Source organism: Microbacterium sp. RD1 (genome assembly GCF_052220165.1).
Classification (GTDB): Bacteria; Actinomycetota; Actinomycetes; order Actinomycetales; family Microbacteriaceae; genus Microbacterium.
Map to the genome: position 1 here is coordinate 364,314 of NZ_JBQPOL010000001.1, position 23,462 is coordinate 387,775.

Below are 23,462 nucleotides of genomic sequence, written 5' to 3' on the forward strand. Positions count from 1 at the left end.
CAAATGGTGCGGGGGAGCGGGGTGGGCCGGGGCCATGCGCAGAGTCTGTCAGCCCGCGAGGGCGTCGAGGGCGAGATTCAGGGACAGCACGTTCACGCGGGGCTCCCCGAGGAAGCCGAGATCGCGCGACTGCGTGTGCGCGGCCACGAGCGCGGCGACCTCGTCGGACCGGATACCTCGGGCCTCGGCCACCCGATCGACCTGGAGCTGCGCATAGGCGACGGAGATGTCGGGGTCCAGGCCCGACCCCGACGCCGTCACGGCATCGGCGGGGATGTCCGTGACCGCCGCCTCGTCGAGCTCGGCGATCGCGGCCTGACGCTGTTCGATCGCGGCGAGAAGCTCCTCGTTCTCCGGGCCGTAGTTCGAGCCGCTGGAGGCGCCGGCGTCGTAGCCGTCGCCGGCGGCGGACGGGCGGGGCTGGAAGTACTGCGGCAGCGGCTCGCCGTCGGCGTCCTGGAACGCCTGTCCGAGAAGCAAGGAGCCGACGACGGTGCCATCCGCGTCGCGGACCAGCGAGCCGTTGGCCTGCACGGGGAAGGCGAGCTGCCCGATCGCGGTGATCAGCAGCGTGTATCCGAGGCCGAGCACGGCGGTGAAGACGAGCATCGCGCGGACGGCGACGCCCGCGGTGCGCATCGTGGTGCGGGTGGTGGACATGCGGATGCTCCTCAGAAGCCAGGGAGAAGGCTCACGACGAGGTCGATGAGCTTGATGCCGACGAAGGGGACGATCACGCCGCCGAGCCCGTACACGAGCAGGTTGCGGCTGAGAATCGTCGAGGCGTTCGCCGCGCGGTATGTCACGCCGCGCAGCGCGAGCGGGATGAGGGCGAGGATCACGACCGCGTTGAAGATGATGGCGCTGGTCACCGCGGATGCCGGAGACGACAGCTGCATGACGTTCAGCGCCGCGAGGCCGGGGAAGACCCCCATGAACATCGCCGGGATGATCGCGAAGTACTTCGCGATGTCATTGGCGAGCGAGAACGTCGTGAGGGCTCCTCGCGTGATGAGGAGCTGCTTGCCGATGCGGACGATATCCAGGAGCTTGGTCGGGTCGGAGTCGAGGTCGACCATGTTGCCGGCCTCTTTCGCGGCCGACGTGCCCGTGTTCATCGCCACACCCACGTCCGCCTGAGCGAGCGCGGGAGCGTCGTTGGTGCCGTCGCCGGTCATCGCGACGAGGTTGCCGCCCCGCTGCTCGCGTGTGATGAGGGCGAGCTTGTCCTCGGGGGTCGCCTCGGCGAGATAGTCGTCGACTCCCGCCTCCGCGGCGATCGCCTTCGCCGTCAACGGGTTGTCGCCCGTGATCATGACCGTCCTGATGCCCATGGCGCGCAACTCCGAGAAGCGCTCCCGCAGCCCGTCCTTGACGATGTCCTTCAGGTGGATGACCCCGAGCACGCGGCCTGCTCCCGCGGCCAGGGTCGCGACCACCAGCGGCGTGCCGCCCGATCGCGCGATGGTCTCAGCCTCCCCGCTCACCTGGGCGCGCACCTGCGCCGGGACGGCCGCCCCCTCCGACTCGAGCCAGGCCAGCACGGCGGATGCCGCACCCTTGCGCACCAGCGTGCCGTCGGCGAGGTCGAGCCCGCTCATGCGCGTCTGCGCGGTGAAGGGCACCGCGACCGCTCCCGCCGGCATCTCGGCGACCACCCCGAGGGCCGCAGCCAACTCGACGATCGACGTGCCCTCGGGGGTCGGATCGGCTTGCGACGAGAGCGAGGCCGCCTCGGCGAGCTCGCTCTGGGACACGCCGACCAGCGGCACGAGCTCGCTCGCGCGTCGGTTGCCGTAGGTGATCGTGCCGGTCTTGTCGAGCAGGAGCGTCGTGACGTCGCCGGCGGCCTCGACCGCGCGTCCCGACATCGCCAGGACATTGCGCTGCACCAGGCGGTCCATGCCGGCGATCCCGATGGCCGAGAGCAGGGCGCCGATGGTCGTGGGGATGAGGCACACCAGCAGCGCCACCAGCACGACGATCGACACGGGAGACGCGGCATACGACGCGATCGGGTTCAGCACGAGCACCACGATCACGAAGACGATCGACAGGCTCGCCAGCAGGATGTTCAGCGCGATCTCGTTGGGCGTGCGCTGCCGCGCGGCGCCCTCCACGAGGGCGATCATGCGGTCGACGAACGTCTCGCCGGGCTTCGACGTGATGCGCACGACGATGCGGTCCGAGAGCACGCGAGTGCCGCCCGTGACGGCGCTGCGGTCGCCTCCCGACTCTCGCACGACGGGTGCTGACTCACCGGTGATCGCCGACTCGTCGACGGTGGCGATCCCGGAGACGATGTCGCCGTCGCCGGGAATGAGCTGACCGGCTTCGACGACGACGAGGTCTCCGACGCGAAGGTCCGCCGAGGCGATCTCTTCGAGCGAGGCGTCGGATGCGGCGGCATCCACGTCGGGGCCGATGGCGCGGTGCGCCACCGTCGTCGTGCGGGTCTGGCGGAGGGTCGCGGCCTGCGCCTTGCCGCGACCCTCCGCCACCGACTCGGCGACATTGGCGAAGAGCACCGTGAGCCACAACCAGATCGCGATGACCCACGTGAACCCCGGGGGAACCGTGGCGCCGCCGGAGGATCCGGGGCCGCCGAGGAAGGGCTCGGCGACGGCGATCAGCGTCGTGAGGGCCGCACCCACCCAGACGAGGAACATGACGGGGTTTCGCCATTGGGCGCCGGGGTTGAGCTTGCCGAACGCACCGGGGAGCGCCTCGACGACCTGCGCCACCGTGAAGGCGCGCGGGCGCTTCGTCTCGGCGGCCCCGGTCGGTCGCTCAGCGTCCGGATGACCGGACGTCGAGCGAGCGAAGCGAGACGAAACGTCGGTGGAAGTGGGCATGTCAGACGAGTCCTTCGGCGAGAGGTCCCAGGGTCAGGACCGGGAAGTAGGTGAGGGCGGTGACGATGAGCGCGACGCCGGCCAGAAGCCCCGCGAACTGGGGCCGGTGGGTGGGGAGGGTGCCCGCTGTCGCCGGCACGGTGTCCTGTGCAGCGAGAGAGCCCGCCAGGGCGAGGACGAACACGATCGGGACGAACCGGCCCAGCAGCATCGCCACGCCCAGGGCGGTGTTCAGCCAGGGTGTGTTGGCCGTCAACCCGGCGAACGCCGACCCGTTGTTGTTCGCCGCCGAGGTGAAGGCGTACAGCACCTCGCTCAGGCCGTGCACGCCCGGGTTCCAGATCGACGTCGACTCGACGTCGCTGCGGATACCGGGGATGGCGAAGCTCAGCGCCGTGCCGGCGAGCACCAGCGTCGGGGTCACGAGGATGTACAGGCTGGCGAGCTTGATCTCTCGCGGTCCGATCTTCTTGCCCAGGTACTCCGGGGTGCGGCCGATCAGAAGACCTCCGACGAAGACCGCGATCACGGCGAGGATCAGCATCCCGTACAGGCCCGCCCCGACACCGCCGGGTGCGATCTCGCCGAGCATCATGTTGACCATCGGCATCATTCCGCCGAGGGCCGTGTAGCTGTCGTGCATCGAGTTGACGGCGCCGGTGGAGGTCAGCGTGCTCGCCGTCCCGAACAGGGTCGAGCCGAAGATGCCGAAGCGCATCTCCTTTCCCTCCATCGCCCCCCCGGCCAGCTCCGGCGCCGAACCGGCACCGATCGACTCGAAGACCGTCAGTGCCGCCGTGGAGGCCACGAAGATCGCCGCCATGACGCCGACGATGGCGTACCCCTGCCGGTTGTCTCCGACGATGCGGCCGAAGGCCCGCGGCAGCGAGAAGGGGATCACCAGCAGGAGGAAGACCTCGAACAGGTTGGTCCACGGCGTCGGGTTCTCGAACGGGTGGGCGGAGTTGACGTTGAAGATGCCGCCGCCGTTCGTGCCGACGAGCTTGATCGCCTCCTGGCTCGCGACGGGGCCGCCCGGGATGGATTGCGCCGCCCCCGAGACCGTGGCGGCATCCGTGAAGCCGTTGAGGTTCTGGATCACGCCCCCCGCCAGCAGGAGGATCGACGCGAGAATCGACAGCGGCAGCAGGAGCCGATACGTGCCACGGACGAGATCGACCCAGAAGTTGCCGACGACGGCGCTCCGCCGGTACGCGAAACCCCGCACGAGCGCGATCGCGACGGCGATGCCCACCGCCGCCGAGACGAAGTTCTGCACCGTGAGCGCCGCGAGCTGCACGGTGTAGCCCAGCGTGAGCTCGCCCGAGTACGACTGCCAGTTCGTGTTGGTCACGAACGAGACGGCGGTGTTGAACGTGAGGGGCTCGCTGGGCGCGGGCAGTCCCAGGGAGTACGGCAGGAGCTGTTGCAGGCGCATGAGGGCGTATACGAACAGCACGCCGATGAGCGAGAACAGCAGCACCGAGCGGAGATACGCCTGCCACGTCTGGGCGCTTCGCGGATCGACCCCGAGAAGCCGGTACGTGCCCCGTTCCACGACGAGGTCGCGGGTGCCGGTGTAGATGCGGGCGATGTAGTCGCCGAGCGGCCGGTAGGCCAGGGCCAGCGCGAGCACGAGGGTCGCGCCGGTGAGAAGAAGCGACCAGATACCTCCCTCCGGCACGTCAGAACCTCTCCGGCCGCACGAGGGCGGCCACGAGATAGACCACGGCGGCGACGGCCAGGACCGTCGCGAGGATCGAGAAGAACGTCATAGCCTCTCGACCCCCCGAGCCACGAGCGCCACGAGCGCGAACAGCGCGACCGTGGCGGCGAGGAAGACGACATCGAGCACAGGAGCTCCTTCAACGGGTGCGGACCGCGCGTGCGGCGCGGATGTCCCGGAGCACCCGGGACCACGGCATCCGATGCAACTCCCGGCGGCCTCGGCGGCGGAGGATCCTCACGGAATCCATACGGGCGATCGGGTCTCTCTTACGCCGTCCTCACATCGTCGTCGCCTGATGTTGACGTGGTGTCGTCATGGTGTCATAGTGGTGTCATGCAGATCGAGTCCCATGTCGAGGCGTTGCAGCGCCACCTCGTCGCCGCCGCAGCCGCCGGCACTCCCGAGACCCAGGAGATCGCCGAGCGCCTCGTCGCCGCGCTGGATGCGGCCGCGCGCCTCGCACTCCTCGAGGCGCTGTCGGATGCCGCGGGCGAGATCACGCGCGACCTCGCGCCGGGCTCGGTCGACGTGCGGCTCCGCGCGCGAGAGGTCGACTTCGTCGTCACGCGGCCCGCCGAAGACAGCGCAGCCGCGGCGGCGACCCCCGAAGCGCCGGCGCCCGCGCCCGCTCCCGATGACACCGACGACGCCGCGACGAGCCGCACGACATTGCGGATCTCCGACGCTCTCAAGGCCCGCGCCGAGCAGGCAGCATCCGCGGAGGGTCTCTCGCTCAACAGCTGGCTGGTCCGCGCCATCACCGCCGCGCTCGAACCCGCCCGCCGCGCAGTGCCTGAATCGCACGGCTCCAGCTTCACGGGGTGGGTGCGATGACCAGCATCCCCGTCACCGGCACGGGAGCCGTGCGCGTCCGCATCGAAATGGGCCGCGTCGACGTCGTGGCCTCGGACCGCGACGACATCGACGTCACCGTGTCCCCGTCCCGACCCTCCCGAGCGCGCGACCGCGCAGCCGCCGAGGCCGTCCGCACCGACCGCGCGGGGCGGGTGCTGACGGTGACCGGGCCTTTCCGCCCCCGCATGCTCGGGCCCCGCGACGACTCCGTCGACGTGGTGATCGCCGTGCCCACCGGCTCCCACGTCGAGGTCGACGTCCGCTACGGTTCCGCCCACCTGACCGGATCCCTCGGCGAGGTCGAGCTCGACGTCGCGTACGGCGACGCGACAGTGGAGACCGCCTCAGCGCTGGAACTGCGCGGCGGTCACGGCGATGCCCGCATCGGCCGCGTCTTCGGCGACGTCGACGTGCGGATGAAGTCAGGCTCGGTGCGCGTGGACCACGTCGGTGGTGCGCTGCGTGTCGCCGGTGCCGACGGCGCGGTGCTCGTCGGGTCCGTCGCCGGTCCCGCCGACATCGCGACGTCGAGCGGCGCCGTCGACCTCGGCGTCCTCGCCGGCGACCTCGCCCTGAAATCGGCCTACGGCGGCGTGCGCATCCGCGAGCTCGTCGCCGGAAGCGCCCGGGTCGAAGGGTCGTACGGCAGCGTCGACATCGGCGTGCGGTCGGGAACCGCCGTGTGGCTCGACGCGACGAGCCAGCACGGGTCGGTGCGCACCGACCTCCGCTCCACCGACGCGCCTCCCGCCGACGAGCGCCGGCTCGAGCTGCGCGTGCGCACCGGCTACGGCAACATCCTCGTACACCGGACGGAGGTGCGCCCCTGACGCCGCATCCCCGCTCCCGTCCTCCCGCGACGACTCGCTGACCCTCCTTCCCTGAACGGATGCCGCGGCATCCCTCCCTCCAGCGCGCCCGCAACCGCGCTCCCGCCCTCCGGGGTGGAGAGCGATGGCTTCGTGCGCCCATCGGCCCGACGAAAGGACCTGTGCCATGACATCCGCCCTCTCCGTCCGAGACCTCACGAAGGCCTTCCAGGACGTACCCGTGCTGCGCGGCGTCGACTTCGACGTCGCACGCGGCAGCATCTTCGCCCTCCTCGGCTCCAACGGCGCCGGCAAGACCACGACGATCCGCATCCTCGCGACGCTTCTGCGCGCCGATGCCGGCACCGCCACCGTCGCGGGATTCGACGTCGCGCGTCAGGGGGCCGATGTGCGCAACGCCATCAGCCTCACCGGGCAGTTCGCCGCCGTCGACGAGGTGCTCACGGGGCGTGAGAACCTCGTCCTCATCGCCCGGCTGCGCCACCAGCGCGACCCGCGGGCGATCGCGGATCGCCTTCTCGCGCGCTTCCAGCTGACGGATGCCGCCGACCGCAAGGCCGCGACCTATTCCGGCGGCATGCGGCGGCGACTCGACATCGCCATGAGCCTCATCGGCGACCCGGCGGTGGTCTTCCTCGACGAGCCGACCACCGGCCTCGACCCGGAGGCACGGCTCGAGGTCTGGCGCGCGGTGAAGGAGCTGGCGGCGGGGGGCACGACGGTGCTCCTCACCACGCAATACCTCGACGAGGCCGAGCATCTCGCCGACCGCATCGCGATCCTCCACGAGGGGCGCATCATCGCCGACGGCACGCTCGGCGAGCTGAAGGCGCTGCTGCCGCCGGCGACCGTGGAGTACGTCGAGAAGCAGCCCACCCTGGAGGAGATCTTCCTCACCATCACGGCACGAAAGGACCCCTCATGACTCTCGAACTCGCTTCGCCGGCTCCGGGCGGCGCTTCGCACTTCCTCGGCGACACCGCCGTGCTCACGGGGCGTTCGCTCCGCCACATCCTGCGCAGCCCCGACACGATCATCACGACGGCTGTCATGCCGATCGCCTTCCTGCTGCTGTTCGTCTACGTCTTCGGCGGCGCGATCCAAACCGGAACGGACACGCCGTATGTGGACTACCTGCTCCCCGGCATCCTGCTCATCACCATCGCGTCGGGCATCTCGTACACCGCGTACCGGCTGTTCCTCGACATGCAAGGCGGGATCTTCGAGCGGTTCCAGTCCATGCCGATCGCGCGTGCGAGCACTCTGTGGGCGCACGTGCTCACCTCGGTGGTGGCGAACCTCGTGTCGCTCGTCATCGTCGTGGGTGTCGCGCTGCTGATGGGGTTTCGCACCGGCGCCGGAGTGGGGGCGTGGCTCGCGGTGGCGGGGATCCTCGTGCTCTTCACCCTGGCACTCACGTGGATCGCGGTGATCCCGGGCCTGACGGCGAAGTCGGTCGACGGTGCGAGCGCCTTCTCGTATCCGCTGATCTTCCTACCGTTCCTCAGCTCCGCCTTCGTGCCGACCGACTCGATGCCCGGGCCGGTGCGGTGGTTCGCCGAGAACCAGCCCGTCACCTCGATCGTCAACAGCATCCGCGCGCTCTTCACGGGCCAGCCGGTCGGCGCCGAGCTGTGGATCGCCCTCGCGTGGTGCGTCGGCATCCTGGTCGCGGCGTTCCTCGCGGCGATGGCGATCTACCGGCGCCGCATCCGCTGACCCGACGCCATCCGTTTGCGTGAATCGGCTGCTAAACGTGCATGTTTAGCAGCCGATTCACGCAAGTCGGTCAGGCGAGTCGGTCAGGCGAGTCGGTCAGGCGAGGACGAGCGACTCCAGCCGCGCGTAGCTCGTCTCCATGCCGTCGACCATGCCGGTGGCGAGGATCATGTCGCGCGTCTCCTTGTCGGGGTACTCGATGAGCACAGTCAGAAGCGTCACGCCGTCTTCCTCGTACAGCGACAGGTCGTTGACCGTCCCCTCCCCGGGCATGCCGATCATGCGCTCGGTCGTCACGGCGCGCCGCGGGGCCTCCGACAGGAGCGTCTCGCCCTCGAAGCCGAAGCGCTCGCCCGGCTGGCCCGGCTCGGGCTCCCACTCGTAGCGGTAGGAACCGCCCACCGCCGGGTCGACCTCGACCACCGGCATCGTCCAGCCCTCGGGTCCCAGCATCCACTGGCGGATGAGCTCGGGGTCGTGGTGCGCGCGCCACACGAGCTCACGCGGCCCGTTCACGAGGCGCGTGATACGCACGTGCGTGTCATCGAGCAGCTCCAGCTCGGTCCCCTTTCCCTGGGCGTAATCGCGCAGGTCCTGCAGCACGGTGTCGAGCTGGTTCATCGCCATCGTGGCGCCTTCGACCATGCCCATCCCGACCAGCTGCTCCAGCGCCTCGACCGACGGGAAGTACGTGATGCTCGTCAGCTGCGAGCCGGCGTCGGTCGCGGTGAAGGCGAAGGTCATCCGGCTCGCCGGCATGTCGGCGGATGCCTCGCCGGACTCGTCGGCGAAGCTGTCGAGCACCTCGTACCCGGCCGGGTCGTCGATCTGAAGGAACTCCCAGCGCCCGCGCGAGGTCTCCCCGCGCGGTCCGGTCATGGCGTAGACCGCGATGCCGCCGGGGACGAAGTCGAACTTCTCGAAGGTCGCGGGCCAGCCGGGAGGACCCCAGAAGCGCTGGAGCTGATCCGGATCGGTGAACGCCTTCCAGAGCCGCGCGGGCGGCACCGGGAAGTCGGCGACCATTGTGAGGGTCAAGGCGTCGGGATCGGTGGTGACGGATGTCACGGGCATGTTCGTACTCCTTCGGACAGGGATGCGGATGCATCCGGTTTCACAACGCGGGGTCGTCCCGCAGGAGGTCGTCGAGGCGATCGATGCGCGCACGCCACAGCCGCTCGTATTCGGCGAGAAGCATGCGGGCTCGCGCGATCGTCTCCGGGTCGGCGCGCACGAGTCGCTCCCTCCCTTCGGCTCGCTTGATCACGAGCTCGGCCGCCTCGAGCACGGCGACGTGCTTCTGGACGGCGGCGAAGCTCATGTCGTAGTCGGCGGCGAGCGCCGAGACCGACTGCTCCCCACCGAGGGTGCGGCGCAGGATGTCACGCCGCGTGGCGTCGGCGAGGGCCCGGAAGATCCGGTCCACCGCCGCGTCATCGAGTTCGTTATCTACAACCATTTGGTTGTAAATTATCGCTGGTTGGGGACGGCGTCAAGAGGCGAGACATCCGCGGCTCTAGGATGACCGCCATGGCAGACGCGATCGCGGCCCCCACGTTCGTCACGAGCGCGGTCGCGCTGTTCACCATCTGCAACCCGATCGGTTCGCTCCCGGTGTTCCTCGATGTCACGAAGGACCGCGAGCCCAAGCAGCAGCGACGCATCGGGATCGTGGTGGGCATCGCCGTCATCGCGATCCTCGCCATCTCCCTGGTGGCCGGGACGTTCGTGCTCGAGCTGTTCGGCATCGACATCACGGCGTTCAAGATCGCCGGCAATCTGCTGGTCGCCTTCATCGGCTGGGCGATGCTCTTGGCGCGCCGCAGCCCCGTCGCGACCAACGACGGCGAGGGCTCCCCCGCGGTCGTGCCGCTCGCGATGCCCGTGATCGCCGGCCCCGGGGCGATCGCTCTGGCGATCACCTTCGCGCATTCGTACACGTCGATCCTCGACTACGCCATCGGCCTGGCGATCATCGTCGTCGTCGGGCTCGCGTGCTCGATCGTGCTGTACTTCGGCCCCACCGTGCACAAGGTGCTCGGGCCCGCCGGCATGAACGTGATCACACGCGTGTTCGGACTCCTCCTCCTTGCCATCGCCGTTCAGGCGATCGTGACGTCGCTCGGACAGGCTCTCCCCGGCCTACTGGGATCCTCGACGTGAGAGCGGATCCCGGTAGCCTCGGAACATGACCTCGCCGCGACCCGCCTTCCGGCGCCCGGTCGACGACGAGCTCCCCGACTCGTTCGAGCCCGGTCGATCGGTGGCGCCGAGCGCCTCATCTGTCGATCTGCCGAAGGGCGATGTGCGCGTCGCCTCGTGGATCGCCGTGCTCGGCTGCGTCGTCGTGCTGCTGTGGTACTTCAGCATCCTCATCTTCGGCGGGGTCCCCCTCGGCGATTTCAGCACGCCCGCCCAGTTCCTCGTGTGGGGCCTCGCGCTCGGCGCGTTCATCTGCGGCATCGTGTGCCTGAACGCCCGTCGTGACCGCGAGTTCGCGGCCGTAGGGTTCATCGCCGGGATCGTCTCGCTGCTGGTGAACTTCGCGATCGGCCTGCCGACGGGCCTGCAGATCCTCTTCTGACCGGCCGCGGCGGCGTCGCATCCGGATGCGGCACCGCGGCACCGTCACGACGGGAGGGTGTTTCACGAGGGGAGGGCCGATGCGCGGCATCCGGCCCTCCCCTCGTGAAATGCACTCCGCTCGCGACCGGATGCAGCGGCCCCGCGCCGCGGCGAGGCAGCCGCGGACCTAGACTGGGGTCGTCCGGCCCCCTGCGAATTCCTGGAGTGCAGCCGAGTGACCACCCCCGCTGAGACGGCCGCGCGCGCGGCATCCCTCGCCGACACCGCCGCCGCGAAAGCGGCCGCAATGGCAGACACCGTCGACAACGCGATCGCCACGCCCGAGAGGGAGCAGCCGTACGGCGCGCTGGGCCTCAAGTCCGACGAGTACGACCGCATCCGCGAGATCCTCGGCCGGCGCCCGACCAGCGGCGAGCTCGCGATGTACTCCGTCATGTGGAGCGAGCACTGCTCGTACAAGTCGAGCAAGATCTATCTGCGCCAGTTCGGCGACAAGGTCTCGGATGAGATGAAGACGCGCCTCATGGTCGGGATGGGGCAGAACGCCGGCGTCGTCGACATCGGCGAGGGCTGGGCGGTCACCTTCAAGGTGGAGTCGCACAACCACCCGAGCTACATCGAGCCGTTCCAGGGCGCCGCGACCGGCGTCGGCGGGATCGTCCGCGACATCATCTCGATGGGCGCGCGCCCGGTCGCGGTCATGGATCAGCTCCGCTTCGGCGCGATCGACCACCCCGACACGGCACGCGTCGTCCACGGCGTCACGAGTGGCATCTCCTTCTACGGCAACTGCCTCGGCCTTCCCAACATCGGCGGCGAGACCGTGTTCGACGCGGTGTACCAGGGCAACCCGCTCGTGAACGCGCTGGCCGTGGGCGTCCTCCGCCACGAGGACCTCAAGCTCGCGAACGCCTCCGGCGTCGGCAACAAGGTCGTGCTGTTCGGCGCACGCACCGGGGGCGACGGCATCGGCGGAGCATCCATCCTCGCCTCCGACTCGTTCGACTCGACCGGCCCGACCAAGCGCCCCGCCGTGCAGGTCGGCGACCCGTTCGCCGAGAAGGTGCTCATCGAGTGCTGCCTCGAGCTCTACCAGGGCGGCCTGGTCGAGGCGATCCAGGACCTCGGGGCCGCCGGCATCTCGTGCGCGACGAGCGAGCTGGCCGCCAACGGCGGGAGCGGCATGAAGGTCGAGCTGTCGAACGTGCTGCTGCGCGACCCGTCGCTCACCCCCGAAGAGATCCTCATGTCGGAGTCGCAGGAGCGGATGATGGCGATCGTCGCTCCCGGAAAGCTCGACGCGTTCCTCGCCGTCGTCGGCAAGTGGGAGGTCGAGACGAGCGTGCTCGGCGAGGTCACCGGCGACGGTCGCCTCGTCATCGACTGGCACGGTCAGGAGATCGTCAACGTCGACCCGTCCACCGTGGCCGTCGACGGACCGGTGTACGAGCGGCCCGTCGCGTACCCGACGTGGATCGACGCCCTGCACGAGGACTCGGCAAGCGCCCTCCCCCGCGAGACCGATCCCGATACCCTTCGTCGCCAGTTCACGCAGCTCGTGGCGAGCCCCAATCTCGCCGACCCGTCGTGGATCACCAACCAGTACGACTACTACGTGCTCGGCAACACCGCGTTGTCGTTCCCGGATGACGCGGGCATGATCCGCGTCGACGAGTCTTCGGGACTCGGATTCGCCATCGCCACCGACTGCAACGGGCGCTACTGTCAGCTCGACCCGTATCAGGGCGCGAAACTCGCCCTCGCCGAGGCATATCGCAACGTGGCCGTCACCGGCGCCGTGCCCGCGGCGGTCACCGACTGCCTGAACTTCGGCAGCCCGGAGAACCCCGAGGTGATGTGGCAGTTCTCCCGCGCGGTCGAGGGTCTGGCCGACGGATGCCTCGAACTCGGGATCCCCGTCACCGGCGGCAACGTCTCGTTCTACAACCAGACCGGCGACACCCCGATCTTCCCGACGCCTGTCGTCGGCGTGATGGGCATCATCGACGACGTCGCCCGCCGGATCCCCAGCGGCTGGCAGGACGCCGGCGAGAACATCTACCTGCTCGGCGTGACCGACACCGAGCTGTCGGGCTCGCAGTGGGCTGGCACCATCCACGGCCACCTCGGCGGCCGCCCGCCCGAGGTCGACCTCGCCCAGGAGCGCAAGCTCGCCGAGCTGCTACAGGCCGCGGGCTCGCAGTCGCTCGTCTCCAGCGCGCACGACCTCTCCTCGGGCGGTCTGGCGCAGGCGCTGACGGATGCGGTGCTGCGCTTCGGCGTCGGCGCCCGGGTGTGGCTGACCGAGATCCTGGAGCGTGACGGGGTGGATGCACCCGCAGCCCTCTTCTCCGAGTCGACCGGCCGCGTGCTGGTGACCGTGCCGCGCGAAGACGACGTGCGCTTCCGCGGACTGTGCGAAGGCCGGGGCTATCCCGTGCTGCGCATCGGCGTGACCGACGCGCCCACTGACGGCACGGCCGCGGCGCTGGAGGTGCAGGGGGTCTTCTCCATCCCGGTGCCCGAGCTACGGGCGCTGTCGGGCGCGACCCTCCCCGCCGCGTTCGGCCCGACCGTGAGCGAGGTTCCGGCGTGAGCGGCGACGAGGAGTTCGCAGGTTTCGCGGAGAAACGGCAGCGCCGCATCCGGATCGTGGCCTGGGTGGTGATCATCTCGCTGATCCTCGTGGGCGGCGGTGCCACGGTGATCTCGCTCATCTTCGGCTGATCTTCCGCTTCGTCTCGGTCGCTGCGCTCCCTCGCTCAGCGAGACGAAGGGTCGGCGGCGTAGCCTGGGGATGTGCTTGCGGTGTGGGCGGCGGTGACCGAGGTGTGGTGGGTCGCGCCTGCCGCCGCCGGCGCGGGGGTGCTCGGCTGGGCGGGGCTGCGCACGCGTTCCTCCTCGCGCGCCCGCCGGATCGAACTCGAAGCCGCACAGCAAGACGTGACCGCCGCGCGCGACGCTGTGCGGCGCGCGCGAGCCGCCGTGCTCGCGGCGCGGGCCGCCGTCGCCCGGGCGGAAGCCGACCGCACCGCCGCGCGCGCTCATCCGGGCGAGATCGCGGCGGCACGGCAGGCCGTGCAACAGGCCGAGCGCAACGTGCGCGCCGCCAGCGCCGACCTGCGGGCCCGTCGGGCGGATGTCACGGCGGCACGTGCTGCCATCCCCGCCGCCCGCGCCGACCCATCGCAGCTGCCGCTGGCGCGTCTGCTCGCCGAGCACGACGCCCTCCGGTCGCGGTGGGTCGCCTACGAGACGGATGCGGCCAAGCTCATCGAGTACCCGGCCATGAGCGATCCGTCCGCGCCCGAGACGGCGGCGTTCCTGCGCGCCCAGGCCACCGCGCAGTGGCTGCGTCCGGCATCCGCCGCTGCGCGTATGCGCCCGGCGGACTTCGCCGCGTACCGGGATGCGGTGCGCCAGGCACAGCGCGCCTTCGACGTCGCCGAACGCGCCGCGCGCCGGCAGAACGGCGAGCCCGATCCGGAATCCAGCGGATCCGAGCGATGGGCCGAGATCGCCCGCGACGTCGTCGACTCCACCTCGCGCGCGATCGCCCTCTCGGCCGAGGCGCTCGCTCGCGCCGCAGCCTGGCGCAATCGGCGGCGCCGCTCCGACTGACGACCTCGGGTCACCTCTGTCTCGCGCGCCCGAAACAGGACGGATGCGGCGCGGAGTGTCCTGTTTTGGGCGAACCTCCTGTCGCGAGCATCCGGCGGTGCCCGGTGCCGAGCCGCACCCGGGTCGTAGCATGGCGGGGTGAGTCTCCTCGATTTCATCGGCGGCTACTGGTGGCTGGCCTTCCCCCTTCTCGGGGCGGTCGGCGCGGTCGCCGGAACGTGGGAGAAGAGCGCGCGCAACCGGCACGAGCGCCGGCTCGAGGTGATGCGCCTCAAGGGCGAGCTGAAGGCAGCCCAGACCGGCGCGACCCCGCTGGAGGCGCGACCCGACGAATCGCAGTCGGCGCAGCTCGCCCGCCTGTTCGCGGCGCACGACGCCGTGACCGCGCGGTGGCTCGACTACGAGTTGGATGTGGCCAAGCTCATCGCCTTTCCCGCCATGAGCGACGGACGCCAGCCGCTCACGGCGGCGTTCCTGCGCGCGCAGCGCGTCGCCGACAGTCTGCGCCCCGATTCGGTGAAGGCCCGGCTCACCGCCGAGCAGCTGCGTGAGTACCGCGAGGCCGTCACCGATTATGAAGTCGCGTTCGAGGTCGCCGAGCGCGACGCCCGCCGCGTGAAGGACTCGTCGTTCAGCGATGCCGAGCGCAAGCGCCTCGACACGGCGAAACAGCTCCTCACCGTGGCCGTCGACCAGGCAGCGACCCCCGCGGAGCGGCAGCTGGCGTACCGGCGGGTGCGGGAAGAGCTCGACGGGCTGCTCTCGCTTTCAGACGAGGCCATCGACGTTCTCGAGCAGCGCGTCGCCCTCGAGCTTCCCGCGACTGCGGATGCCGGCGGCGCGGCTCCGGGCGCCGACCCCGTGCGACGCGAGCCGGCACCCGGAACCGACTCGGCTCCACCCGCCGCAACGGGACCATCTACATCCCCCACTGAGCCGCGCGTCCCCCTCACTCCGCCGCGGCCCGAGCCGCCGCATCCGCCGGCCGCCTCGACGAAGCCCTCTCCTCCCAGCGACACGGCGCCCGGTCGCATCGTGCGACCCAAGCCCCGCCCCTGAACCCCGCCGCGCGCACGACATCGCGCCGAGAGCACGGGATGAGCAAGAGGTCACGGAGTGCGCTCGGCGCGATGCGGGGCAGTGCTTACCGGTGGTGATGCGAGCGGTGCACCACCGCCGTCGCCGACGGCTTCGACGGCGCAGACGAGCCGACCACGTTCGTCGCCACCACCGTGGCGCGCCAGCGTCCTGCAGGCACGTCCGAGAAGGTGACCGTCCGGGAACCCTCCGCCGCGTCCTGCGTCAGCACCTGCCCCGCCGCCGAGGTCAGTGTCACGGTGTAGGCGGTGACCGGGGCGGCCGACGGTTTCCGCGCCGGATGCCACGTGACGCGTACGTCATCGCGCCAGACCCGCACGGCCGGCTTCGACACGGCCTTCGGGGCACTGCCGATCGTGACCTGCTGCTGCAGCTGGTTGAGACCGCGCGCGGCGTCCCACGTCCCGACGTTGGCGGTACGGATGGCGAACCGCGGATCGGCCGCGACCGACGTCTCCGGTGCGGGAAGGGCCAGCGACGCGGTGTACGACCCGGCGGGGACATCGCTCAGCGGCACCGTCAGGGTCACGGTCTCACCGGGAGCCCATGTGCGGGCGTCCGCGTCGAGCGGCACGGTGACCGCTCCCGCAGCCCCGTCCAGCACGACCGACACCGGGCGCGGGTTGTACGGCGCCGCCCAGCCCTCATTACGCACGTCGATCTCGAGTGACGGCGCGTCGCCGCTGACCACGCGCGATTCCTCCAGCACGAAGCGATAGCCGAGCTGCTTCGCGACCTCGGTCAGGTTCGCCGCGCCCCAGGAGTTCAGCACGTCGGTGTTGTAGTCCCGGTTGAGGTAGCTGAAGTGGTAGCGCGCCATCTCGGCGGATGCCGACTCCCACCCCGAGCGCGGTGGGTTCACCGTGCACGTCTCCCCGCCCATCGGGAGGAACCGCGTCTCGGCCTCGAGGTACTCCTGGTCGAGGGTGATCGGGTCGGACAGGAACGTCCCGAAGTCGTCCGGCGACGCCAGGAAGCAGTCGTTGTGGTGGCCGGTCCGGGCGAGCGCGCTGCCGTCGAACGCGTCGTCTGCGGGAAGCGCCCCCTCCGCGCCGGTCGGGCGATCGAGCGTGCGCTGTTTCCACTGCATGGTGCGCACCTGCACCATGCGCGAGTCCGGAAGCGCCTCGAGGAGGGCGTCAAGCACGGTCGCGCGGGCTTCCCAGTCCTCGTCGGTGACGACGCCGGGGTCGGCGGGGTCTGCCACGAAGTGGTCGGTGTAGTAGCCCTCACCCCACAGGCCGATGAAGCCGTTCTGCATCACGGCGATGACGTCGGCGTTCGCGCGCAGCAGCGGGGTGAGCTGTGCGATGTGCGCGAGGACGCGCTCCTGCGACGCATCGCCGTACGGCGGCGAGTACGGCCAGTCGCCGCCCTGGGCGTAGGCGAACCGGAGGATGATCGAGACTCCGGCGGCGCGTGCGGTCGCGAAGTCCGCGGCGAGCGCATCCAGAAGCGTCGCGTCGAGGTCGGCGTCGACGTAGCGCTCGAGATAGACGACCCGCAGCACCTGCGACACGCCCTCCGCGCGGAAGCCGGCGAGCGCGTCGCCGGCGAGCGGCGTCCATCCGCTGCCGTCGACGCGCGAGTGGGTCTCGGTGTGGTGATAGAACCCGCGCGCCGGGTTGGCGATCGCGGCCTCGTCCTCCGAGTACGACACGACGGTCGGCTCGGGGTCCGCGGGACGCGGATGGGTCGCGGCGGCCGGCGCCGCGGTGGTGAGCACGACGGCGGCGGCCACGACGGCCGCCAGTGCGGTCAGGTTCGTGCGCCGTCGATGGGGGGTTGGCATCGATCGCTCCTCAGGTGTCCGGGGGAATCGGCCCGGGTCTTCCCGGGCGTGGAACGGACGCTAACGGCAGTGCGAAGGCGCGTCCACGAATGAGCGCAAACGCGCAACGTCGGTGAGCGGATGCTTCGCGCCGGGTCAGGCGACGACCACGTGCATGCCCGCCGAGCGCAGCCGAGCGATCTCCTCCGCGTCGGCGGCCGCATCCGTCACGAGAACGTCGACCTCCGCGGCGCGGGCGATGGGAGCGCCCGACACCCGCCCCACCTTGGAGCCGTCGGCGACGAGGATCGTCCACCGCGCCGTGGCGACCATGGCATGGTTGGTGCGCGCCTCGGCCGTGTCGTGCGTGCTGACGCCGCCGGCCGCGCTGACGCCGTCGGCCCCCAGCACCGCGATCGTCGCGTGCGCGGCCTCGAAGCTGCGCTCCGCGAGCGACCCCACCAGCTCATAGGACTGCGGCCGCAGCCGCCCTCCGGTCATGAGCACGGCGCATCCGGCGTGGGAACTGGCGATGCCGGCGATCGTGAGCGAGTTCGTGATGACCGTCAGCCCCGCACGATCCGGGAGCTCGCGCGCCACCTCGGCCGTGGTTGTTCCTCCACCGATCGCGAGCGCGAGCGCCCCGGGCGGGAGGAGGGCGACGGCGTGACGGGCGATGCGCCGTTTGGCGTCGCTGAACCGCGCGTCGCGCAGCGCCTCGGGACGCTCCGCGCTCGCTGCGGCGCTCGCCCTCCCGTGCGTGCGGACGAGGAGTCCGCGCTCGGCGAGCGCCGCCAGATCGCGGCGGATCGTCGCGCGCGAGGCGCCGGCGGTGACGGCCAGCCGGTCGACGGTCATGCTGCCGCGCTCGGCGAGCGCATCGAGGATGACGTTCATCCTGCGGGTGCGCTTCGCGGTCGGGTCCGACACCTCCGTCGAGTGCTCCTTACTTCAGACCCGACGAGGCCAGCCCGTCGATCACACGCCGCTGCAGCACGATGAACATGATGAGAACAGGCGCCATCGCGAGCAGGCTCGCAGCCATCGCCACCGGGTAGTCGGTGGTGCGGTCGCTCAGGAGCGTCGCCAACCCGGCCGACAGGGGCATCTCGGAGCTGTAGCTCGTGACGACGAGGGGCCACAGCAGCTCGTTCCAGGACCACAGCACCGTCGTGATCGCCAGAACGCTCATCGTGGGTGTCGCCAGCGGGAGCATCACGCGCCAGAAGATCTGGAAGGTGTTCGCGCCGTCCAAGCGCGCCGCCTCTTCGAGCTCGGCCGGCATGGCGAGGAACGCCGTTCGCATGAGGAAGGTGCCGAACGCGCTGAACAGACCCGGGAGGACGAGCCCCCCGATGGAGTTGAGAAGGCCCAGGTTCTGGATGATCTGGTACTGCGACAGCAGGTACACCTGCGAGGGCACCATCAGGATCGACAGGACGACCCCGAGCAGGATGCCTCGACCTCGGAAGCGCAGACGGGCGAAGGCGTACCCCGCCATCGTGCACAGCACGAGCTGCGCCACCGTGCGGATGACGGTGATGAGAACCGACGTGCCGAACTGCTGGAAGAACGGCAGCCGTTCGAACACCTCGGCGTAGTTGTCCCACTGCAGCTCGCCGGGCCAGAACACCGGCGTGACCGACTGCACCTGCTCGTTCGTCGACAGCGACATGATGATCTGCCACAGGAATGGGAAGGCCATGACGACCGCCCCGACAGCGAGCACGAGATGCGCGACCACGTACTCCTTGCCGCCGCGGACGCGACGCGGGGGGCGCTCGGCGCCACGATCGCGTCGGCCCGCGGGAGCGACGAGGGTGCGGGTGGTGAGGGCGTCAGTCATTGTGGACCCACCTCCGCTGGAATCGGAACTGCAGGAAGGTGACGAGCCCGATGATCACGAAGATGATCATCGCGACGGCCGCGGCGTACCCCTTCTCGTTGTTGACGAATCCGGCTTGGTAGAAGTAGTAGACCAGCGACATGCTCCGGGGAAGCGTCGCATTCGTGGCGGTGGTGCCGAGGATCGCGTAGAGCAGATCGAACAGCTGGAAGCACGAGATCACCGTGATGATGGTGACGAAGAAGATGCTGGGGGTCAGCAACGGCACGGTGATCGACCGGAACTGCCGCCACCGGCTGGCGCCGTCGAGGGACGCCGCTTCGTAGAGCTCGGGCGGGATGGTCTTGAGTCCCGCGGCGAGGACGATCATCGAGAAGCCCACCGAGCTCCACAGCCCGACGATCGCGACGGCGACGATGGCGAAGCCGGGAGTGCTGATCCAGTAGGGCCCCTCGATGCCGACGAGGGAGAGCAGATAGTTCACGAGCCCGAAGTCGCCGTTGAAGATGATGCGCCACACGAATGCGATCGCGGTCGGCATCGCGACGTACGGCAGGAAGAACAGCACGCGGTACACCGAGGCGAACCGTAGACCGGGCAGATTCAGAAGGCTCGCCAGGACGACGGCGAGGGGCACGCCCAGCAGAACGATGAGCGTGTAGAGCAGGGTGTTGCCGAGGGAGAGGTAGAAGCTCGGCTCGGTGAAGAGCCGGGTGAAGTTCTCCAGCCCTGCAAAGGCCGCGTCGCCGAAGACGCCGAAGCTCGTGAACGAGAACCCGGCGGTCTGGATGATCGGCCAGATGTAGAACGCCCCGATCCCCAACCCCAGCGGTCCGAGGAAGACCAGGGCCCACCACCCGTCGCCCCGCCGCGGAGAGCGGCGCGGGCGCGGGTCACCCCCGCCGCTCCGCAAGGGAGCGGCGGGGGTCACCGCGGTGCGCTGGGCAAGCGTCAACGCGCTTCCTTCGCGAGCGCTTCGTCCATCTCGGTGGCCAGCTCGTCCGTCACCTCGGCGACGGGGCGCTCGCCGGAGAATGCCTGCGGGAGCAGTTCCGCCTCGAGCGCGTTCCACGCCGCGGTGTTCGCGCTGACGGGGAGCGGGCGGGAGTAGGCGACAGCATCCAGGAACACCTGCAAGTCGGCCTGCGGCATCGACGCGGCGAAGGACGACTGCGTGCCCTCGAAGGCCGGGATGATGGAGCCGAACTCGCCCTGGGCCTGCTGGGCCTGCTTGCTCGCGAGGTAGACCTGCAGCGCCTGTGCGGCCTGCTTGTTCTTCGAGCCCGCCGCGACGACGTTGGAGACGCCGTGGATGACGGTGGCCTGCTCCTCGCCCGTCGGAAGCGGAAGCACATCGACGCTGTCGACGAACGGCACGTCGGTCAGGGCCGAGCGGAACCAGCTGCCGCCCATGTACATCGCGAGCTTGCCGGAGGTGTACCACTGGTCGGCCGAGGTGTCGGTGAGCTGGGCCATCGTGGGCGATCCGCCCGAGGCGATGAGGTCGGACCAGAACTGAATGCCCGCCTGCGCCTGCGGGGTGTTGTAGCCCGAGCTGTCACCCTCGATCACATCGCCGCCGGCCTGGAAGATCGTGTTGTAGTAGGTCGTCTGACCGTCCATTCCGCCGGCGGCGCCGTACACGCCCTCGCCCGCGAGGGCGGTGGAGATCTGGGCGGCCGTGGTCTGGAAGTCGTCCCACGTCCAGTCCGCGCTCGGAACGGCGACGCCGGCCTTCGCGAAGAGCTCCTTGTTGATCCACACGCCGATGGTGTCCATGTCCTTCGGCACCCCGTACGACACATCGTCGACGGTGTAGAGGTCGACGAGCGACTCCGGGTAGTTGGCGGGGTCGATGTCACCCGCGTCGACGGCTCCGGTGATCGGCTCCAGCTTGCCGTTGAGGGCGTAGAGCTGGATGTTCGGTCCGTTCATCCAGAAGACGTCGGGCAGGGTGTCGCTGGAGGCCTGGGTCTGCAGCTTGGTCCAGTACTCGCTGAACGGCGTGACGCTGAGCTTCACCGTGATGTTCGGATACTCCTCGTTGAAGCCCGCGATGCTCTCCTCGATCGCGTCGACCTGCGACTGGTCCCACAGTCCGTACGTGATCTCGGCGGTGATGTCCTTCTCGGGAGCGGCGTACTCGCCCGAGCCGCCGGATCCCCCGTTGCTGCCGCTGCAGGCGGTTGCGGCCAGGGCGACAGCGCTGGTGAGGGCCAATGCGCCGAGTGCGCGGCGGCCCCATCGGGTCGGTGTCATCGGTCGTTCCTTTCGATCGGGTGGTGCTGTGTGAGTCAGTGCGAGGTGAAGTAGTCGACGACGTGCGCCGGCAGGTCGGGCACGTCGAAGGGGCGAGATCCCGAGCGCAGGGAGTCGGCCGCGAGGGCGCCCGCCGCCACGGCGGCTCGTGCGGCCAAGGGAGACACGACGGTGGGGGTGCCGTGGACGACGTGGTTGAGGAACTCGCGCATCGTGGAGATGTCGGCGTCCTCGTGCCCGCTCGCGTCGCCCTCGATCGGATACTCGAGATCGCCGGCCACGGCCCACTCGCGGCGGCGGTTCCACACCTTCACCACGCCGCCGGCCGTGTCGCCGATGTTCTCGAGCCGGCCTTCGGTGCCGATGACGGTGTAGTTGCGCCAGTAGTCGGGAGTGAAGTGGCACTGCTGATAGCTGGCCAGAACGCCGCTGTCGAGTGTCATCATCATCATCGAGACGTCCTCGACGTCGACGACAGGGTTCAGGCCGGTGGCCGCGGCCGGTGGCCAGTTGTCGAACGAGAACCAGTCCGGCATCGTCTGGCCCGGACGCTCCCGGCGATCCGTGATCCCGCCGTACACCATCAGGTCTCCCATGCCGACGACCCGGCGGGTGTACGCCCCGCAGAGGTAGTGGACGACATCCAGGTCGTGGCTGGCCTTCTGCAGGAGCAGCGTGTTCGTCCGCGCCCGGTCGGCGTGCCAGTCCTTGAAGTAGTAATCGCCGCCGTTGCCGACGAAGTGCCGCACCCACACCGCCTTGACCTCGCCGATCTCGCCGCGGTCGATGATCTCCTTCATCCGCCGCACCACGGCGGCGTGACGGAAGTTGTGGCCCACGTAGAGGACGCTCCCCGCCTCCGCAGCGGCCGTCAGGACGCGGTCGGCGTCGGCGAGCGTCGTGGCGAGCGGCTTTTCGAGGTAAACCGCGACGCCCCCGCGCAGCAGCTGCTCGGCGATGTCGGCGTGCGTGTCGTCGGGCGACGTGACGACGGCCGCGTCGATCGCCTCCCCGGCCAGGAGAGCCGACACGTCCTCGAACACCGGGACTCCCGGGAAGAGCGCGTCCGCGCGGGCGCGCCCCTGGGGCGACGGATCGACCGCTGCGACGACGGCGGCACCCGCCAGAGCGACTCCGACGTGATGCGCGATCACGCTGCGCGCACCCACGCCCACCACCGCGATGCGCGGGCCAGGGGAAACGAGCGTCGGGTCGGTCATGAGGTCGCCACTCCGGTGTGCATGGAGCCCATCTTGCACACTGTGAGCGAATTTGTCACGTCTGACCGGAAATCGAGCATGTTCTACCAGCGCTCGACGTCATTTCCCGCGCGCCCGCCCGCTTCCCCGTCGCCGTAGAGGCGGCGAGAGACGTGCGAACGCGTCAGCGAGCAGCCGGTGCGCGAGTGGGCGTCGCCACGACGACGTCCACGCCGGCCTTCTCGAACTGGGCCGCCACCCGCGCGGGGAGCGCGGCATCCGTGACCAGGGTGTCCACGTCGTCGAGGGCGCAGATGCGGGCGAAGGTCGTGCGCCCGATCTTCGTCTGATCGGCGGCGACGACGACCCGCCGGGCCACCGCGGAGATCTGACGGCTCGCGTCGGCCTCGCCCTCGTGGAGGGTGGTGGCGCCGAACTCCGCCGTCAGGCCGTCCACGCCGAGCACGGCGATGTCGAGGCTGAAATCGTGCAGCGACCGCCCGACGAGCGGCCCGATCAACTCGTACGACTGGCGTCGCGGAACGCCGCCGGTCACGACGATCTTGATGTTCTCGCGCACGGACGACTCGAAGGCGATGTTGAGGGCGTTGGTGACGATCGTGACGCCCGGCTCCCCGCCGACGGAGTGCAGCCGCTCGCTCCTGCCCACGGCGCGCGCCACCTCCGTGACTGTCGTTCCGCCGTTCATGCCCACCGTGGCCCCCGGGGCGATCAGCGCCTCCACGGCGCGGGCGATCGCGAGCTTCGCGTCGGCCTGCCGGGCGATCTTGTACTGCAGTGGGAGCTCGTATCCCGAGCCGAGGGCGGTGGCGCCACCGTGCGTGCGCGTGACCAGCCGCTGCTCGGCGAGGGTGTTGAGATCCCGGCGCGCGGTCGCCGTGGAGACCCCCAGGCGCTCGCTGATGTCGGCGATCGTGACGTTGCTGCGCTCACTGATCAGCTCGAGCACGAGATTGAGCCGCTGTTGCTGGTGCATGGCCGGGCCTCCCTCCGCCCATGCTGACACACGCCCGGTTGACTCGCGTGATCGATTCTGCTCAAATGCTTGCTAAACGATCAGTATTGATCTGCTC

Annotated in this window: 23 protein-coding genes; 10 read left to right on the top strand and 13 right to left on the bottom strand. The window is 70.0% G+C overall.

Features of this window, described 5'->3' with window-relative positions:
- Nucleotides 1-48: 48 nt before the first annotated feature.
- Genes kdpC through kdpF form a run of 4 tightly spaced genes read right to left on the bottom strand, consistent with a single transcriptional unit; the run spans nucleotide 49 to nucleotide 4,630 of the window.
- Nucleotides 49-660, bottom strand: a complete 612-nt coding sequence (gene kdpC / locus ACTU3I_RS01700; protein WP_442923872.1) for a potassium-transporting ATPase subunit KdpC — start codon at nucleotides 658-660, stop codon at nucleotides 49-51.
- Between the two features lie 11 nt (nucleotides 661-671).
- Nucleotides 672-2,855, bottom strand: coding sequence for a potassium-transporting ATPase subunit KdpB (gene kdpB / locus ACTU3I_RS01705; protein WP_442923873.1), 2,184 nt, complete (start codon nucleotides 2,853-2,855; stop codon nucleotides 672-674).
- A 1-nt stretch (nucleotide 2,856) separates the two neighbouring features.
- Nucleotides 2,857-4,524 (bottom strand): potassium-transporting ATPase subunit KdpA, encoded by a 1,668-nt coding sequence (gene kdpA, locus ACTU3I_RS01710; protein ID WP_442925300.1) that lies wholly within the window; start codon nucleotides 4,522-4,524, stop codon nucleotides 2,857-2,859.
- Between the two features lie 16 nt (nucleotides 4,525-4,540).
- A complete protein-coding gene (kdpF, locus tag ACTU3I_RS01715; protein ID WP_442923874.1) occupies nucleotides 4,541-4,630 on the bottom strand; it encodes a K(+)-transporting ATPase subunit F in 90 nt (29 codons plus the stop codon).
- A 287-nt stretch (nucleotides 4,631-4,917) separates the two neighbouring features.
- Here kdpF and ACTU3I_RS01720 point away from each other — a divergent pair, with 287 nt between their 5' ends.
- The 4 genes from ACTU3I_RS01720 (at nucleotide 4,918) to ACTU3I_RS01735 (ending at nucleotide 7,988) form a co-directional block, all read left to right on the top strand.
- Nucleotides 4,918-5,418, top strand: coding sequence for a toxin-antitoxin system HicB family antitoxin (locus ACTU3I_RS01720; RefSeq protein WP_442923875.1), 501 nt, complete (start codon nucleotides 4,918-4,920; stop codon nucleotides 5,416-5,418).
- Nucleotides 5,415-6,269, top strand: coding sequence for a DUF4097 family beta strand repeat-containing protein (locus ACTU3I_RS01725; protein ID WP_442923876.1), 855 nt, complete (start codon nucleotides 5,415-5,417; stop codon nucleotides 6,267-6,269). Before ACTU3I_RS01720 ends, ACTU3I_RS01725 begins: the two co-directional genes overlap by 4 nt.
- A 166-nt stretch (nucleotides 6,270-6,435) precedes the next feature.
- Nucleotides 6,436-7,194: an ABC transporter ATP-binding protein gene (locus ACTU3I_RS01730; protein ID WP_442923877.1), complete on the top strand. Its 759-nt coding sequence runs from the start codon at nucleotides 6,436-6,438 to the stop codon at nucleotides 7,192-7,194.
- Nucleotides 7,191-7,988: an ABC transporter permease gene (locus ACTU3I_RS01735; RefSeq protein WP_442923878.1), complete on the top strand. Its 798-nt coding sequence runs from the start codon at nucleotides 7,191-7,193 to the stop codon at nucleotides 7,986-7,988. Before ACTU3I_RS01730 ends, ACTU3I_RS01735 begins: the two co-directional genes overlap by 4 nt.
- 96 nt (nucleotides 7,989-8,084) lie before the next feature.
- On the opposite strand, the gene ACTU3I_RS01740 is transcribed toward ACTU3I_RS01735, so the two are convergent.
- Both ACTU3I_RS01740 and ACTU3I_RS01745 read right to left on the bottom strand, forming a co-directional pair.
- Nucleotides 8,085-9,062, bottom strand: a complete 978-nt coding sequence (locus ACTU3I_RS01740; RefSeq protein ID WP_442923879.1) for an SRPBCC family protein — start codon at nucleotides 9,060-9,062, stop codon at nucleotides 8,085-8,087.
- A gap of 40 nt (nucleotides 9,063-9,102) precedes the next feature.
- Complete coding sequence (locus ACTU3I_RS01745; protein ID WP_442923880.1) at nucleotides 9,103-9,447, bottom strand: ArsR/SmtB family transcription factor; 345 nt, start codon at nucleotides 9,445-9,447, stop codon at nucleotides 9,103-9,105.
- Nucleotides 9,448-9,518: 71 nt separating this feature from the next.
- Between ACTU3I_RS01745 and ACTU3I_RS01750 the strand changes: the two genes are divergently transcribed.
- From ACTU3I_RS01750 to ACTU3I_RS01775, 6 genes are all read left to right on the top strand, one after another.
- A complete protein-coding gene (locus ACTU3I_RS01750; RefSeq protein ID WP_442923881.1) occupies nucleotides 9,519-10,151 on the top strand; it encodes a MarC family protein in 633 nt (210 codons plus the stop codon).
- A 25-nt stretch (nucleotides 10,152-10,176) separates the two neighbouring features.
- Entirely contained in the window at nucleotides 10,177-10,572 is a 396-nt protein-coding gene (locus ACTU3I_RS01755; protein ID WP_442923882.1) for a hypothetical protein, read from the top strand.
- Between the two features lie 288 nt (nucleotides 10,573-10,860).
- Nucleotides 10,861-13,170 (top strand): phosphoribosylformylglycinamidine synthase subunit PurL, encoded by a 2,310-nt coding sequence (purL, locus tag ACTU3I_RS01760; RefSeq protein ID WP_442925301.1) that lies wholly within the window; start codon nucleotides 10,861-10,863, stop codon nucleotides 13,168-13,170.
- A complete protein-coding gene (locus tag ACTU3I_RS01765) occupies nucleotides 13,167-13,301 on the top strand; it encodes a hypothetical protein (protein ID WP_442923883.1) in 135 nt (44 codons plus the stop codon). The genes purL and ACTU3I_RS01765 overlap by 4 nt, the downstream gene beginning before the upstream one ends.
- 72 nt (nucleotides 13,302-13,373) lie before the next feature.
- A complete protein-coding gene (locus tag ACTU3I_RS01770; RefSeq protein ID WP_442923884.1) occupies nucleotides 13,374-14,195 on the top strand; it encodes a hypothetical protein in 822 nt (273 codons plus the stop codon).
- 138 nt (nucleotides 14,196-14,333) lie between these two features.
- Nucleotides 14,334-15,254 carry a hypothetical protein gene (locus ACTU3I_RS01775; protein ID WP_442923885.1) on the top strand — a complete coding sequence of 307 codons (921 nt, stop codon included), beginning with the start codon at nucleotides 14,334-14,336 and terminating at the stop codon, nucleotides 15,252-15,254.
- An 85-nt stretch (nucleotides 15,255-15,339) separates the two neighbouring features.
- Here the strand turns inward: ACTU3I_RS01775 and ACTU3I_RS01780 are convergent, their stop codons facing one another.
- The 7 genes from ACTU3I_RS01780 to ACTU3I_RS01810 form a co-directional block, all read right to left on the bottom strand.
- Nucleotides 15,340-17,085, bottom strand: a complete 1,746-nt coding sequence (locus tag ACTU3I_RS01780; RefSeq protein ID WP_442923886.1) for a DUF4832 domain-containing protein — start codon at nucleotides 17,083-17,085, stop codon at nucleotides 15,340-15,342.
- Between the two features lie 135 nt (nucleotides 17,086-17,220).
- Nucleotides 17,221-17,961 carry a DeoR/GlpR family DNA-binding transcription regulator gene (locus tag ACTU3I_RS01785; protein ID WP_442923887.1) on the bottom strand — a complete coding sequence of 247 codons (741 nt, stop codon included), beginning with the start codon at nucleotides 17,959-17,961 and terminating at the stop codon, nucleotides 17,221-17,223.
- A 49-nt stretch (nucleotides 17,962-18,010) separates the two neighbouring features.
- Nucleotides 18,011-18,910, bottom strand: a complete 900-nt coding sequence (locus ACTU3I_RS01790) for a carbohydrate ABC transporter permease (protein ID WP_442923888.1) — start codon at nucleotides 18,908-18,910, stop codon at nucleotides 18,011-18,013.
- Nucleotides 18,903-19,865 (bottom strand): carbohydrate ABC transporter permease, encoded by a 963-nt coding sequence (locus tag ACTU3I_RS01795; RefSeq protein ID WP_442923889.1) that lies wholly within the window; start codon nucleotides 19,863-19,865, stop codon nucleotides 18,903-18,905. The genes ACTU3I_RS01790 and ACTU3I_RS01795 overlap by 8 nt, the downstream gene beginning before the upstream one ends.
- Nucleotides 19,862-21,169, bottom strand: coding sequence for an ABC transporter substrate-binding protein (locus ACTU3I_RS01800; protein ID WP_442923890.1), 1,308 nt, complete (start codon nucleotides 21,167-21,169; stop codon nucleotides 19,862-19,864). Before ACTU3I_RS01800 ends, ACTU3I_RS01795 begins: the two co-directional genes overlap by 4 nt.
- Nucleotides 21,170-21,204: 35 nt before the next feature.
- A complete protein-coding gene (locus ACTU3I_RS01805; protein ID WP_442923891.1) occupies nucleotides 21,205-22,389 on the bottom strand; it encodes a Gfo/Idh/MocA family protein in 1,185 nt (394 codons plus the stop codon).
- A 163-nt stretch (nucleotides 22,390-22,552) separates the two neighbouring features.
- A complete protein-coding gene (locus ACTU3I_RS01810; protein ID WP_442923892.1) occupies nucleotides 22,553-23,365 on the bottom strand; it encodes a DeoR/GlpR family DNA-binding transcription regulator in 813 nt (270 codons plus the stop codon).
- Nucleotides 23,366-23,462: the final 97 nt, after the last annotated feature.

Bases quoted from the DNA above. Each gene is read 5' to 3' on its own strand.
- ACTU3I_RS01800 (WP_442923890.1), bottom strand. From the start codon at position 21,169: ATGACACCGACCCGATGGGGCCGCCGCGCACTCGGCGCATTGGCCCTC.
- ACTU3I_RS01750 (WP_442923881.1), top strand. From the start codon at position 9,519: ATGGCAGACGCGATCGCGGCCCCCACGTTCGTCACGAGCGCGGTCGCG.
- kdpB (WP_442923873.1), bottom strand. From the start codon at position 2,855: ATGCCCACTTCCACCGACGTTTCGTCTCGCTTCGCTCGCTCGACGTCC.
- ACTU3I_RS01735 (WP_442923878.1), top strand. From the start codon at position 7,191: ATGACTCTCGAACTCGCTTCGCCGGCTCCGGGCGGCGCTTCGCACTTC.
- ACTU3I_RS01745 (WP_442923880.1), bottom strand. From the start codon at position 9,447: ATGGTTGTAGATAACGAACTCGATGACGCGGCGGTGGACCGGATCTTC.
- ACTU3I_RS01785 (WP_442923887.1), bottom strand. From the start codon at position 17,961: ATGAACGTCATCCTCGATGCGCTCGCCGAGCGCGGCAGCATGACCGTC.
- ACTU3I_RS01810 (WP_442923892.1), bottom strand. From the start codon at position 23,365: ATGCACCAGCAACAGCGGCTCAATCTCGTGCTCGAGCTGATCAGTGAG.
- ACTU3I_RS01805 (WP_442923891.1), bottom strand. From the start codon at position 22,389: ATGACCGACCCGACGCTCGTTTCCCCTGGCCCGCGCATCGCGGTGGTG.
- ACTU3I_RS01730 (WP_442923877.1), top strand. From the start codon at position 6,436: ATGACATCCGCCCTCTCCGTCCGAGACCTCACGAAGGCCTTCCAGGAC.
- ACTU3I_RS01755 (WP_442923882.1), top strand. From the start codon at position 10,177: ATGACCTCGCCGCGACCCGCCTTCCGGCGCCCGGTCGACGACGAGCTC.
- ACTU3I_RS01790 (WP_442923888.1), bottom strand. From the start codon at position 18,910: ATGACTGACGCCCTCACCACCCGCACCCTCGTCGCTCCCGCGGGCCGA.
- kdpF (WP_442923874.1), bottom strand. From the start codon at position 4,630: ATGACGTTCTTCTCGATCCTCGCGACGGTCCTGGCCGTCGCCGCCGTG.
- purL (WP_442925301.1), top strand. From the start codon at position 10,861: ATGGCAGACACCGTCGACAACGCGATCGCCACGCCCGAGAGGGAGCAG.
- ACTU3I_RS01720 (WP_442923875.1), top strand. From the start codon at position 4,918: ATGCAGATCGAGTCCCATGTCGAGGCGTTGCAGCGCCACCTCGTCGCC.
- ACTU3I_RS01780 (WP_442923886.1), bottom strand. From the start codon at position 17,085: ATGCCAACCCCCCATCGACGGCGCACGAACCTGACCGCACTGGCGGCC.
- ACTU3I_RS01725 (WP_442923876.1), top strand. From the start codon at position 5,415: ATGACCAGCATCCCCGTCACCGGCACGGGAGCCGTGCGCGTCCGCATC.
- ACTU3I_RS01740 (WP_442923879.1), bottom strand. From the start codon at position 9,062: ATGCCCGTGACATCCGTCACCACCGATCCCGACGCCTTGACCCTCACA.
- kdpC (WP_442923872.1), bottom strand. From the start codon at position 660: ATGTCCACCACCCGCACCACGATGCGCACCGCGGGCGTCGCCGTCCGC.